The organism is Enterococcus hailinensis (assembly GCF_045862035.1).
Classification (GTDB): Bacteria; Bacillota; Bacilli; order Lactobacillales; family Enterococcaceae; genus Enterococcus_A; species Enterococcus_A hailinensis.
Window position 1 is genome coordinate 373,927 of the sequence record NZ_BAAFRV010000001.1, and the last position, 13,648, is coordinate 387,574.

Here is a 13,648-nt window from a genome sequence, read left to right on the forward strand (position 1 = left end):
ATTTATAAATAGACTCATCAAGAATAAAATCAAAGAAAATCTATTCATGTTGCTAGGAGGTAAGCAATGATTCGAGTGTTGTTAGTAGATGATCATGAAATGGTTCGTTTAGGCGTGTCTTCTTATTTGTCGATTCAAAAAGATATCGAAGTAATAGGTGAAGCAGAAAATGGAGCCAAAGGATATGAAAAAGCATTAGCATTACGTCCTGATGTGATCCTAATGGATTTAGTGATGGAAGTAATGGATGGGATAGAATCTACCAAAAAAATCTTGAAAGATTGGCCAGATGCTAAAATATTGATCGTGACCAGCTTTATCGATGACGAGAAAGTTTATCCGGCAATTGAAGCCGGCGCATCCGGTTATCTATTAAAAACTTCAACGGCTCATGAGATCGCTGATGCGATTCGTGCAACCTATCAAGGTGAGCGGGTATTGGAACCTGAAGTAACGACTAAGATGATGGATCAACTAGCGAATCGTCATCGTCACGTATTGCATGAGGAACTGACTAATCGTGAACAAGAGATTCTATTGCTGATTGCTCAAGGAATGAGTAATCAAGAAATTGCGGATGAATTATTTATCACCTTAAAAACTGTCAAAACACATGTATCAAATATTTTAGCGAAACTAGAAGTTGAGGATCGTACACAAGCAGCTATCTATGCCTTTAAACACGGGTTAATAAAATAGAGAGGTCATCTCTGTTTTATTAACCCGCTCTTTGTTATACTGAGATTTATAGTTGTTATTCATTTAAAGTAATCAGTTGATTTCACTAGTTTAAAAATAAGGAGCTATCATGAAACAAAATTTTGCAATTATTGGATTAGGAAGGTTCGGTGGAAGTATTTGCCGGACATTGATCAAGTCTGGTCAGGAAGTTTTAGCGGTTGATAGTAATGAAGATCGAGTAAATGAATATATGAATATTGCCACGCATGCTGTAGTTGCGAATGCGCAAGATGAAATGACGTTGCGCTCGTTAGGGATTAGAAATTTTGATCATGTGATCGTAGCAATCGGAGAAGACATTCAAGCAAGCATTTTGGTCACATTGATGGTCAAAGAAATGGGCGTGCCTGATATCGTAGCCAAAGCTCAGAATGAATACCATGCTCGTGTTTTAGAAAAGATCGGGGCAGACCGTGTCGTTCATCCTGAACGTGACATGGGTCAACGCTTGGCGCATAATTTAGTTTCAAAAAATATTTTGGATTATCTAGAATTATCAGACGAGTTTTCGTTAGCTGAGATCAATGTAACGAATCGTAAATTCTATGGTAAAACATTGAATGAATTAGATTTCCGCCGACGATTTGGTTTGAATGTCGTAGCGATTCGGCGGGATAAACAGGATCCAATCGTTACACCTGGAGCAGAAGAAGTGGTACAAAAAGACGATCATCTAGTGGTGATCGGTCGTGATGAAGATGTAGACTACTTAGACGAAAAAATGAATGGATAGGTGAAGATAGATGAAATTGACGATCACTCCAAAAGCGCAAGACTGGTTCAAAAAAGAAATGGAACCAACAGCTGGTCAAGGCATTAAGTTTTATGGGAAAGTTTATGGTAAAACACAAGTTCATGATGGTTTTTCGGTAGGATTAGCAGTTGATACACCAGAAAAAACACTCGTTGAAGAAACAATCGGTGGCCAATTATTCTTTATTGAAGAATCAGATGAGTGGTTTTTCAAGGGTTATGATTTAGAAGTAGACTATGATGAAGAGTTAGATGAACCAAAGTATAAGTTTAATTAGGAAGTGAATTTGGATGTTGTCAGTAATTGTTCCCTGTTTTAATGAAGAAGAAGCAATCCCATTGTTTTTTACAGAAATGGAAAAAGTAAAAAGAACGGTCTTCCATGAGTTTGAATATATTTTTATTAATGATGGTTCCAGCGATCAAACTCTAGAAGTCTTACGTAAGTTAGCAGCTCAATATAATTATGTTCGCTATATTTCTTTTTCACGTAACTTTGGAAAAGAGGCGGCTTTGTATGCCGGGCTACAAGCGTCTAAAGGTGAGTTAGTCACGGTAATGGATGTGGATCTTCAAGATCCGCCTGAGCTTTTACCGCAAATGATTGATTTGATCGAAACCTCCGATATCGACTGCGTTGGAACCCGCCGTTCTGATCGAGCAGGGGAACCTCCGATTCGTAGTTTCTTTGCTAAGAAGTTTTATCAATTGATCAATCACATCAGCGATACTGAAATGGTTGATGGTGCACGAGACTATCGTCTAATGACTCGTCAAGTAGTCGATGCCGTTTTAGAATTAACGGAACACAATCGCTTTTCTAAAGGACTATTTAGTTGGGTAGGATTTAAAACAGAATATATTTCATTTGAAAACAGGGAGCGCGCTGCAGGGGAGACATCATGGTCATTTTGGAAACTTTTTAATTATTCGATCGATGGCATTGTCAATTTTTCAGATGTTCCGTTGAGTATCGCCTCATTTGTTGGTGGCTTTTCTTGTATCGCCTCTGGCATTGCGATGATTTTCATCATCATACGGGCACTGATATTCAGTGATCCAACAGCGGGATGGCCATCATTAGTAACAATTATTTTATTTATCGGTGGCGTTCAATTATTAGGGATCGGGATCATTGGAAAATATATTGGGAAGATTTTTATGGAGACTAAAAATAGGCCCGTATACATTGTAAAAGAGACAGAAAAAAAGTTGAAGCGATAGCTTCAACTTTTTTAATACCCATTTTTTAAATTTACTTGATTGATAGTTAGCTCATCTTTTTCAAGATAACTTTTTAGATTCGCTAAAAAAATCTTCATAAATTTATTTTGAAAATCTACAGTGAGTCCTGAAATATGTGGGGTGATCAATAGGTTTTCAATTTCCCATAATGGACTATCTTTTGGTAGTGGTTCTTCTTCAAACACATCTAAAGCAGCAAAAGCAATTTGCTTGTTCGATAATGCTGTTGCTAGTTCTTTAGTGTGGACAGTATTACCGCGACCGACATTCACGAACATCGCAGAGGATTTCATTTGATCAAATAAATCACTATTAAAAATATGATAGGTATCTGCCGTACCAGGTAAAATACCGACTACGATATCCATCTCAGTCACAATTTTAGTGAGATTTTTGATTGAATAGGTTTCAATAAAACCTTCAGCAGAATGACCAGTAGTATTGATGCCATAAACATTTACACCCAAACTACGAATGGATTTTGATAACTGCTGACCGATATGTCCGGTTCCGACAACTAATAAATTTTTTCCAGCCAATTGATCGTAATGAACAAAATCAGTAACCCATTCTTTTTTATTCTGATATTTGATCGCTTGATTTAGACCACGATAATAACTCAATAAAGTACCAATGATATGTTCACTAATGGATAGTGCATGGATTCCGCTCCCATTTGAAAGTAAGATATCATTCTCTGAGAATTGTTTTAAAGGCAAAGAATCGACACCCGCTGAAATTGATTGGACCCATTTTAATTGTTTACTAGCCAACAAAGAATCATTAAACTCTTTTGGCCAACCGACCGAGATTTCAACCTGCGCTACTTCATCCTTAGAAAGAGTTGTCTGAACGAGATAATCAGGAGCAAGTGCTTGGATTTTTTTTAAGAATTCTGTTCGGAATTCTCGCTGTAAAAAAATAATTGGTTTTGCCATAAAATTCCCCTCATTTCAATTTGAATCTTGGTTCTATTTTAACAAACTAAGTTAAAAAAAACTGCTTACGAAATCGTAAGCAGTTATTTTGTCGGTAATTCAATTCGTGGGAAAAAGGTCGTGACTCTAAAAAAGATAAATAAACTAATAAATGTAATCAAGAGACTGACATCAAACGTTGGTTGAAATAGTGAAATCAGCGTTGCAATAATCGTCGGTATCGTTGCACAGTAAACGATCGTTTTGAAAGATTCAAAAAAGGTGATCCGACGCAATCTGAGTTTAGCTACGATGGTTCCGGCAATCCCAGCAACCAGCAAAGTAACAAATAAATTAATGAAGGATGGATATAATCCAGCAATCAACATTACTAGCGGTGTCCAAGCTGGAATTTCTAAGTCTTTCAATCCGGATTTTAGTTTCTCACTAGTCAAGCTTTTCAGAGGTTCTTGCTTATAAGAAAAGGTTAGGACATTGTCCCCGAACATTGTGGAACTGATACCACCGTAGTCGGGTAAAACGACGACAGCTTTACCTTTAAGCAGTCCTACACTAAAGTAATTGCCGACCAAATCTTTTTCTACATCTTTTTGACTACGTTTGCCAGCGGGATCAAAAGTGAAGATAATCGAGTCGGTTTGATAAATAAATCCTTGATCATTTGATTCAGTTTTAATCTGGCCATCTTCAATCGTAAAATCAGGTACTTTTTGAACAATTTTTAAACTATCAGTTTTTATTTGAGTCATTACTTGAAAGGCCTGATAAACGGTGGGGATAGCTAACAAAACACTCAAACCTATTAAGTAGACGATTGATTTCCAGAAGGGGGTACTTCTAGCTTGGCTAAGATCTTCAAAACGAAACAAAGATCCTTTAAATAATTGACGAAAAGTCATGTGATCGCTCCAATCTATATATACAAATGTCATTGTAGCGAAGTAAGATTGAAATAACAAGATGAAGGATAAAAAACTAAAAAGAAATCAAGAAAGAATTGACTACGATTCAAAGCTTCGTTATCTTACTAAGTGAGAGCTTAAATAGAAAGAGTGGGCATATGAAAATTTATCAAGGATTCAAACACTATTTAATTGAAAAAAAACTCTGGGAAGTTTTTATTTATTTATTTTTTGGCGGTTTGGCCACAGTTGTCAATATCGTCACTTTTTTGTTAGCGTACCAAGGATTTCATCTCAGCTGGCCGATTTCCAATACGATTTCATGGATCTGTTCGGTTTTATTTGCTTTTGTAACTAATAAAATTTGGGTGTTCCAATCAAAAACAGAAGGTGTTGGCGCACTGATCTGGGAATTTAGTAAATTTTTAGTTGCCCGCATCATTTCCTATGGAATGGATATGGCGTGTATGTATTTATTGATCGATATGCTGCATACCGGAAATTTGATTGCTAAGATTATTACGCAAGTAGTGGTCGTAATTGCCAATTATTTCTTTAGTAAAGTTTTTATTTTTAAAAAGGTTGAACTGGTTGAAGAAGAGAAAACGAATTCTTCTCCGCGCTAAGCATATTTTTTGAAGAAGTATGCATTGTTTGATACAGTCTTTATGTAAGATACTTAAGGAGGAATTAAACAATGGCTTATACTTTACCCGATTTACCTTATGGTTACGATGCATTAGAACCTTCTATCGATACTGAAACGATGCACTTGCATCATGATAAACATCATAATACGTATGTAACAAATTTAAATGCAGCAATCGAAAAACATCCAGAATTAGGGGAACAATCAATTGAAGAATTAGTCAGTAATTTGAATGACGTTCCTGAAGATATCAAAACTGCTGTCCGCAACAATGGTGGCGGTCATGCAAATCATAGTTTCTTCTGGAAAATTTTAGCTCCTAATGCTGGTGGCGAGCCAACAGGAGAAATCAAAACAGCGATTGATGAAGCCTTTGGTAGTTTTGAAAAAATGAAAGAAGAATTTAAGACAGCTGCAACTGGCCGTTTTGGTTCTGGTTGGGCATGGTTAGTACTGAACGATGGAAAGCTTGAAATCACATCGACTGCTAATCAAGACAGCCCATTGACTGAGGGCAAAATACCAATCATTGGATTAGATGTTTGGGAACATGCTTACTATTTAAAATATAAAAATGTTCGTCCAGATTATATCGCGGCTTTCTGGGATGTAATCAATTGGGATCAAGCAAACAAAAATTTAGCGGACGCTAAATAATTAGTTTTTTTTGAAGCAAGACTGTTTTTCAGTCTTGCTTTTTTTTGTCTAATTTTTAAAAGCTTCCTAAAATATTCATATTTGTATGGTATAAATCAAACTTATAGGGTAATTTTAAATTAATACTTTTAAATATAAAATATTAACTTAATGTTTATTAGCACTAGTTGTATGGGAAATTGAATTATGAGAAAATAGAATGTAAAAATTGCTGATAGAGGTGTAGCATGAGTCGCGGAAAAAAAATAGTTGTCGGAATCTTGATTGTATTAAATTTATTTATCGGCGGGATCACCTACTACGCGGTCCAAGTGACGAATGACGCGAGTAAAATGATCAACAGTATAAGCAGTAATACAAAACGAAAAAGTACTAAGCGAAGCAATACAACAAAACCCAATATAGACAATACAGAGCCGTTTTCAATTTTATTAGCGGGTGTCGATACTGGTGACTTAGGACGAACAGAACAAGGTCGTTCTGACAGTATGATGGTGGTAACGATCAATCCTAAGAAAAAAACATCAACGATCGTCAGTCTCGATCGTGATATTTTAACTAAGATTGTTGGTTATGGAACGAATGATAAATTAAATCATGCCTATGCTTTTGGTGGTGTTGATATGTCGATGGATACGATCGAAAATCTTTTAGATATTCCGTTGGATCATTATGTGTCGATCAACATGAAAGGTTTAAAGGACCTGATCGATGCTGTTGGCGGGATCGAAGTCAATAATAAAATCGATTTTACATTAGATGGTGTGCATGTTAAAAAGGGCAAACAAACTTTAGATGGTGAGACGGGACTGGCCTATGCTCGGATGCGTCATGAAGACCCTGAAGGCGATGTTGGGCGGCAAAAACGTCAACGTGAAGTCGTGACGAAAATATTGAAAAAGGCGATGTCGATCAACGGTGTTGGGAATTACAGAAAAATTTTAAAAGCTGTCGAAAAAAATATGACGACCGATTTATCTTGGGATGACATGTTAGATATCGGTACAAATTATCTACCAGCTTTTGATACGATCAAGCAAAAACAATTAGTTGGTAAAAATGAAATGATTGACGATATCTATTATCAAATTTTAGGAACCAATGAATTGTTAGATATTCAAAATACCTTGAAAAAACAACTAGGATTAGCAACAGCTACGACTTTACCGAATTTATCAGAAACTGATGCTGATACCCTATTCTATGATGATTCAGATGGGAAAGCTAGCGACGATACCAGTCAATATGCACCAGGTTACGATAATGCAAATAATTATAGTACTAGCGGTAATACGTATGATAACTCAGGGACAACGGATAATGGCTATCAAGATTACAATGATCCGACGACGCAAAATGACCAGGGCTATACGAATGATCAAGGCTATGGCGGCGCGACAGACCAAAATGCTGATACTACTAATCAGCAAAATAATACGTATGACGCTTATGGACAACCAGCTGCAGGTTACTAATACAAAAAAAGACGTGTCTGATTTGGACACGTCTTTTTTTGTATTTTATTTTCTAGTTAGTTTGACCACGACTTCACAGCGAGCGGTTTGTGGAAACATATCGACTGATTGTAAATAGTCTACATGGTAAATTTTAGTTAGGCTAACAAGATCACGGGCTAATGTAGAGACATTGCAAGAGATATATACCATCTGTGGACTTGGAGCTGCTTGAATAGCTGTCAATAATTGATTGTCTAAGCCGGTTCTTGGCGGATCGACTACGATCGCATCTGGAGCAAAACCTGCTTTTAACCATTTGGGCAATAAACTTTCGGCTGTTCCGACTTCATAATGGATGTTGGTCAGGTCCATGGCCGCCGCATTCTTTTTCGCATCTTCAATGGCTTGAGGAATGATATCCATGCCGCGAACTTCTTTTGCTTGTTTGGCTAATGATAAACCGATCGTCCCAACACCGCAATAGGCATCGACGACTGTCTTGGGCGTTTCTAAATCTAAAGCTTGGATCGCTTCTTGATACAAGACATTGGTCTGTTGAGGATTTAACTGGAAAAATGCTCGGGGCGAAAGTTCAAAACTGACCTCGTTGATTTGCTCATTGATGACTTCTTTGCCCCACAAATGAATGGTTTCATCACCCATGATGACCGACGTCTTCTTGTCTTGGATATTTTGCATAATGGATACTATTTCCGGTAAGCGAGTAGTGATCTCACGAATCAAAGCATTACTTTTAGGCAATTTTTTTGTTTTAGTGATCAGGACTAATTGAACTTCGCCAGTATGGATACCGATCCGAACCATCAATGTACGCAGGATCCCAGAGTTGTTACGCTCATCATAAATTGGAACATCGTATTTAGTTAATAAATTAGTAACAGTATTAATGACTTTTTGAGTTGTCGGTTCTTGGACAAGGCAGTCTTTGATCGGTACTAATTGATGTGAGTCAGCTTGATAAAGGCCTGCTTCGACTTGCTGTGTTTGTTTGTTTTTACGTAATTGGAACTGTGCTTTATTCCGATAATGCCAAGGTTCATCCATGCCTAAAGTATCACGTAAGTCAAAGCTTTGATAACCTTCGGGTTTATATTTTTCCAACGCCTGTTTTAAAAGATCTTTTTTAAAGTCCAATTGTTTGCTGTAAATTAGATGCTGCAGTTGGCATCCGCCGCATTCTTCGTAGACAGGACATGGAGGCGTGATCCGGTCAGGACTTTTTTTCATGATTTTGACTAGTGATGCTTCAGCGAAACGCGGGGTTGCTTTCGTGATTTTAGCCACAACGGTCTCATTTGGCAGTGCACCAGTGACGAAAATGATCAAACGCTTATAATAGGCGATACCTTCACCGTTGATTCCGAGACGTTTGATTTTTAACGTTAATGTTTGATTGGTTTGTAATTGAACAGCCATAAGCCGCTCCTTTCTTAGTGTGAAACCTTTTTAGTTTCTTTACTTTTATTATAAACGAAGTCCGTAAAATCCTTATCGCTAAAAACTCAGTACTTCGTTGAATGATCAATGAAAAGCTAAACTGGGACTATTTTAGCATATTTTTAGCGGACATTTAGCTTTCTATGATAGAATTAATCTTTATTAGAGTATCTATGAATCAAGTGGTGCTGAAACTATTATACATAGTAGCAACAGACGATTTTATCGTCTTATATAAGGAGTAAATGACATGGTAACAGTGACAAAAATTAGTCAAGGTCGAGGACCTTTTTATAAAGTTGAATTTTCTAATGGTGAACAACTAAGACTTTCAGAAGACACAGTCGTTCGCCATCGTTTATTGAAAGGACAGGAACTAGAAGAAGACTTATTGACTGAGATCAAACAAGAAGGAAAAGAAGATTTAGGCTTTCAGTTAGCATTGAATTATTTAAGTTACCAACTACGAACAGAACAAGAAATTCGGATCTATTTAAAAGATCATGAGATTGAACAAGCTGACCGCCAAAAAATTATTATCCGATTGAAAGAACTCGATTTGATCAATGATTTGGTTTATGGCGAGAGCTATGTACGCACTCAGATTCGTCTAGGTGACAAAGGGCCACGTGTTTTACAACAAAAATTAAAACAAAAAGGGCTAAAAGATGACGTGATCCAGCAAGCGCTGTACCTTTACGAAACTGAAAGCCAGTTTGAAGTAGCGTTACACACTGGTCAAAAGGCATTAAAGAAATTTCATCGCAAAAGTCCTCGTGAAGCAAAACAAAAAATCCAACAGCTGTTGATGACTAAAGGATTTAGCAATGATATCAGTAAAAATGTCTTGGCTGAAATCGATTTTTCTGAAATTGAAGAACAGGAAACCGATGCTTTAGAGATCCAAGGAGAGAAATTATGGCGTAAAAATCAGCGGTTTGAACCAGCTAAAAGACGTCAAAAAGTAAAACAAAGCCTTTACCAAAAAGGCTTTCAACTAGATCAAATTGATATATTTATCCGAGGAAAAGAGGAACAAAATGAATAAGCCATGGCAAGACTGGTCAGAAGACATGGTCACCGCCTTTCAAACAGACTTTTTAACTTGGTATCAACACGAAAAAAGAAATCTGCCTTGGCGTTATAACCAAGACCCGTATCGTATTTGGATCTCCGAAATTATGTTGCAGCAAACACGGGTTGATACGGTGATCGATTACTTTTATCGTTTTATGGAAATCTTTCCCACCATCAAAGATTTAGCTGAAGCTGATGAAGATAAATTATTGAAAGTATGGGAAGGCTTAGGCTATTATTCACGTGCGCGTAATCTGCAAACAGCTGCAAAACAAATCATGGAAGAATACGGCGGAGAATTTCCGACAACAGTCGAAGACATCCGTTCATTAAAAGGAATCGGCCCCTATACAGCAGGCGCTATCAGCAGTATTGCTTTTGAGCTCCCTGAGCCAGCTATCGATGGAAATGTCATGCGAGTCGTTAGTCGCTTATTTTGTATTGAAGATGATATTGCAAAAGCGAGTAGTCGAAAAGTTTTTGATGAAGCGATGCGTAAAATAATCAGTCAAGAACATCCAGGAGATTTTAATCAAGCGATGATGGATCTTGGATCAAGTATTTGTACACCGACCAGCCCTGAATGTGAAAGCTGTCCGCTGCAAAAATATTGTCAGGCGTATCAAGAAGATCGTCAAACTGACTTTCCAGTTAAATCAAAAAAGCAAAAACCCAAAGATGTTTACTATGTGGCCGGAGTTATTGAGAATCAAGACCAGGCTTTCTTATTACAAAAAAGAGCAGAAAAAGGCTTGTTAGCGAATATGTGGTTATTTCCGATGGAAGAAATCACTGAAGCACACTTCAATTCATTGAAAGAACAATATGATCCAAGCAGCTGGGATCTTTTTTCTAGTAGCCAGGTCGCAGAAGAAAATCCTGATTTTTTTATCGACCAAGAAATCATTTGGCAGAAGAAAGTTTTAGGAGAAGTAAAACATGTTTTCAGTCATTTACGATGGCATATTTTAGTTTTTTATGGCCGCAGTACCGACCAAGTCTCGCTCGTAGGCGATTGGGTCAAACAGCGGGATTTTTCGACTTACGTTTTTCCTAAACCACAACAAAAAATAGTCGAAGTTTTCGAAAATAATCAAGCTGACGACAAAGATTAGTAGGCAATCTTTCATTTTATTGCTATAATAATTCTGATGTCGGTGTGATAACACCCAAACAAATGCGGAATGAATTTCGCTGAGGGAAGGGTAGCTATGAAGGTTCCAAAAGAAGGAGAGTTTGTGACGATTAAAAGTTACAAACACGACGGCAGTTTGCATCGAACGTGGCGTGATACCATGGTATTGAAAACAAGCGAGTGTTCATTGATCGGATTGAATGACCATACATTAGTCACTGAATCCGATGGTCGAAGATGGGTCACTCGTGAACCAGCAATCGTTTATTTTCATCAAAAATACTGGTTCAACATAATAGCAATGATTCGAGAGAAGGGAGTTTCTTATTATTGTAATCTAGCATCACCTTATGTATTAGATGACGAAGCGTTAAAGTATATTGATTATGATTTGGATGTCAAAGTTTTCCCAGATGGCGAAAAACGGTTATTGGACGTAGATGAATATGAAGCCCATAGTCAGCAAATGCATTACTCAAAAGAGATTGATTATATCCTTAAAGAAAACGTCAAGATCTTAGTGGACTGGATCAACAATGAAAAGGGGCCTTTTTCTCAAGGCTATGTCGATATTTGGTATGATCGTTACAAGCAATTGTCGCGTAAGTGAACAAAAGAAAAGACTATGTCAAAGTGAATTGACATAGTCTTTTTAGTGGTTATTTTACCAAACAATTGAATGATGCATGTAATTGTTTGGCGATACAATTGCTTAGCCGAACTATCTCATTGATAAAAAAAATTTTTTTGTTAAAATTAATACATTATGGATTTTAAATAAGGAGAATTAAAAGTGGATCATTTAAAAAAGGGTAATGTAAAAAAAATAAAAAGAGAAATAAGAAAGAACCATATTATATTACTTTTAGTTGTAACTATTTCATTAATATTAGTGGCAATTCCAATATTTTTTACACCAGTATCAAGTGATGATTTTATTTACGTAGCTAAAACTTCAAATTGGTCCAATTTGATATGGCGTTATATGCATTGGTCTGGACGGATTGTTGCGGATTCGGCTTCATTAATATTATTACAAATGCCAACAACAATTTACAAGATTATTAAGTCAGTTGTTTGGATCATGTTAATCTTATTAATTTCTCAATTACCTCATCTATCAAAGGAAAAATATAAATTTAGTGCCTACAGCTTTATAATTATATTTTTACTTTACTGGATTGCTAATCCTAATCTAGGTCAAACCTCCTTTTGGACAGTAGGGTATACAAACTATCTATTAACAAATTTTTTTATTGTTGCTTATTTTTCAATAATATTTTTTATAAAAGATAAAAAAATTAGCTTTAGATATTATTTCATTATTGCTATCTTAGGTTTATTAGCAGGTAATTCGAATGAAAACACTTCTATAGTTGTCGTGTTATTAACAATTACTTTTTCTATAATTGAGAAAAATAAGAAAATTTTTTTGGTCGGGTTACCGTTCAATATTATCGGTACATCATTATTACTTTTATCACCAGGTCAGCACGAAAGGCTTCAGAATGCTGCATTTCAGATTTCAAGAGAACAATCTGTAATTCAGAGGTTATGGCATTATTTTTCATCGCCTTGGTTTATTGAGACATTTCAAAGTTTTTCATGGGTTTTTGTGGGGTTCATTCTAATCGGCTTCGTTTATTTTATGAAGCATCAAATTCCCAAGAGAAACAATATGATTTATTGTATAATATTCTTTTTTTCAGCGATTATAGCAAATGCCGCTTTCGGAGGATCATATGCTTTTCCAGTAGCATTAAGATCATTAAATGGAGCGTTAATATTATTTTTAGTGTCACTTTCCTTTTTATCTGCTGACATCTCTTATTTTGAAGAAAAATTATTTGAAAAGGGTATTATTTATATCATTATTATTCTATGTATACCTTTTACTATCAGTTATTATTATGCTACAAAAAGTGTTATGTCTTTAAGCAAGCAATTTCAAGTAAGAGAAGCTATAATTAGTGAAGGAAAAAAAAATAATCTTGAAAAAATATATATACCTAATTATTATGTTGGTAAACTTTATAATCCTTCAGATAGCATTGATATGTACCAAGGGGATCTTAAATCGTATTATAAAGTTGAGGATTCTGTAAGCATAGTTCAATATACTAAAGATTTTAGTTTTGATTATAGTGATAAAAGGCTTATTGATTCTAAGCAAGTTCCATTAAATAGGTCTTTTGGAGATAGAGTAAATTTAAAAGCTTTAAATATATTTCCTGATGGACGTAATTTAAATAATTATAGTATTAACTTGACGTTTGATAATAGTCTTTTAAATCAATATTCTCCGAATGACTTTGTATTGTTTATTCATATAAATTGGAAGAGAGAAGCACAATCTTCCACTGTGATGTTCAATGCTGATACATCATTAAATAATCAATTAAATGTAGATGGTAAATATATATATTCATCCCCAATAGGGAATATTCGTCCTAAAGATATTAAAAATATTAGTGTAGGTCTATATAATACTGCAGAAAAAACAAATTATTGGATTTGAGTCAATATCTTGGACATATTTTAGTAGAGACTGCTAAGACATTTTCTCTGTTTCTAAATCTTCAAACTCCTGTGGAGTTAAGTAATGAATCGAACTATGGATTCGATTACGATTATAA

The 13,648-nt window shown here is 35.8% G+C and carries 14 protein-coding genes; 11 read left to right on the plus strand and 3 right to left on the minus strand.

Going from position 1 to position 13,648, the window contains the following annotated elements; translation table 11 throughout:
• Nucleotides 1–66: 66 nt before the first annotated feature.
• From ACKTSC_RS01750 to ACKTSC_RS01765, 4 genes are all read left to right on the plus strand, one after another.
• Entirely contained in the window at nucleotides 67–699 is a 633-nt protein-coding gene (locus ACKTSC_RS01750; RefSeq protein WP_407856670.1) for a response regulator transcription factor, read from the plus strand.
• A gap of 109 nt (nucleotides 700–808) precedes the next feature.
• A complete protein-coding gene (locus ACKTSC_RS01755; RefSeq protein WP_407856671.1) occupies nucleotides 809–1,474 on the plus strand; it encodes a potassium channel family protein in 666 nt (221 codons plus the stop codon).
• Nucleotides 1,475–1,484: 10 nt separating this feature from the next.
• On the plus strand, nucleotides 1,485–1,772 hold the full coding sequence (locus ACKTSC_RS01760; RefSeq protein WP_407856672.1) for a HesB/YadR/YfhF family protein: 288 nt from the start codon (nucleotides 1,485–1,487) through the stop codon (nucleotides 1,770–1,772).
• A 13-nt stretch (nucleotides 1,773–1,785) separates the two neighbouring features.
• Nucleotides 1,786–2,718: a glycosyltransferase family 2 protein gene (locus ACKTSC_RS01765; RefSeq protein WP_407856673.1), complete on the plus strand. Its 933-nt coding sequence runs from the start codon at nucleotides 1,786–1,788 to the stop codon at nucleotides 2,716–2,718.
• 11 nt (nucleotides 2,719–2,729) lie between these two features.
• On the opposite strand, the gene ACKTSC_RS01770 is transcribed toward ACKTSC_RS01765, so the two are convergent.
• Complete coding sequence (locus ACKTSC_RS01770) at nucleotides 2,730–3,677, minus strand: phosphoglycerate dehydrogenase (RefSeq protein ID WP_407856674.1); 948 nt, start codon at nucleotides 3,675–3,677, stop codon at nucleotides 2,730–2,732.
• An 83-nt stretch (nucleotides 3,678–3,760) separates the two neighbouring features.
• Nucleotides 3,761–4,576 carry a DUF1189 domain-containing protein gene (locus ACKTSC_RS01775; RefSeq protein ID WP_332581701.1) on the minus strand — a complete coding sequence of 272 codons (816 nt, stop codon included), beginning with the start codon at nucleotides 4,574–4,576 and terminating at the stop codon, nucleotides 3,761–3,763.
• A gap of 161 nt (nucleotides 4,577–4,737) precedes the next feature.
• Between ACKTSC_RS01775 and ACKTSC_RS01780 the strand changes: the two genes are divergently transcribed.
• The 3 genes from ACKTSC_RS01780 (at nucleotide 4,738) to ACKTSC_RS01790 (ending at nucleotide 7,360) form a co-directional block, all read left to right on the plus strand.
• Nucleotides 4,738–5,205, plus strand: coding sequence for a GtrA family protein (locus ACKTSC_RS01780; protein WP_332654498.1), 468 nt, complete (start codon nucleotides 4,738–4,740; stop codon nucleotides 5,203–5,205).
• A 71-nt stretch (nucleotides 5,206–5,276) separates the two neighbouring features.
• Nucleotides 5,277–5,885 carry a superoxide dismutase gene (locus tag ACKTSC_RS01785; RefSeq protein WP_407856675.1) on the plus strand — a complete coding sequence of 203 codons (609 nt, stop codon included), beginning with the start codon at nucleotides 5,277–5,279 and terminating at the stop codon, nucleotides 5,883–5,885.
• Nucleotides 5,886–6,112: 227 nt separating this feature from the next.
• Nucleotides 6,113–7,360, plus strand: a complete 1,248-nt coding sequence (locus ACKTSC_RS01790; protein WP_407856676.1) for an LCP family glycopolymer transferase — start codon at nucleotides 6,113–6,115, stop codon at nucleotides 7,358–7,360.
• Nucleotides 7,361–7,405: 45 nt separating this feature from the next.
• Here ACKTSC_RS01790 and rlmD read toward each other — a convergent pair whose 3' ends face one another.
• Nucleotides 7,406–8,779, minus strand: a complete 1,374-nt coding sequence (rlmD, locus tag ACKTSC_RS01795) for a 23S rRNA (uracil(1939)-C(5))-methyltransferase RlmD (RefSeq protein ID WP_407856677.1) — start codon at nucleotides 8,777–8,779, stop codon at nucleotides 7,406–7,408.
• A gap of 271 nt (nucleotides 8,780–9,050) precedes the next feature.
• Between rlmD and recX the strand changes: the two genes are divergently transcribed.
• The 4 genes from recX to ACKTSC_RS01815 all read left to right on the plus strand — a co-directional run bounded on the left by recX (nucleotide 9,051) and on the right by ACKTSC_RS01815 (nucleotide 13,530).
• The gene (gene recX / locus ACKTSC_RS01800) at nucleotides 9,051–9,848 is read left to right on the plus strand and encodes a recombination regulator RecX (RefSeq protein WP_332580395.1); all 798 of its coding nucleotides are present in this window, start codon (nucleotides 9,051–9,053) and stop codon (nucleotides 9,846–9,848) included.
• Nucleotides 9,841–10,992, plus strand: coding sequence for an A/G-specific adenine glycosylase (gene mutY / locus ACKTSC_RS01805; RefSeq protein WP_407856678.1), 1,152 nt, complete (start codon nucleotides 9,841–9,843; stop codon nucleotides 10,990–10,992). Before recX ends, mutY begins: the two co-directional genes overlap by 8 nt.
• Nucleotides 10,993–11,088: 96 nt before the next feature.
• Nucleotides 11,089–11,622: a nucleoside tri-diphosphate phosphatase gene (gene ntdP / locus ACKTSC_RS01810; protein WP_071858244.1), complete on the plus strand. Its 534-nt coding sequence runs from the start codon at nucleotides 11,089–11,091 to the stop codon at nucleotides 11,620–11,622.
• A 183-nt stretch (nucleotides 11,623–11,805) separates the two neighbouring features.
• Nucleotides 11,806–13,530, plus strand: coding sequence for a DUF6056 family protein (locus ACKTSC_RS01815; protein ID WP_407856679.1), 1,725 nt, complete (start codon nucleotides 11,806–11,808; stop codon nucleotides 13,528–13,530).
• The last annotated feature ends 118 nt before the right edge of the window (nucleotides 13,531–13,648 follow it).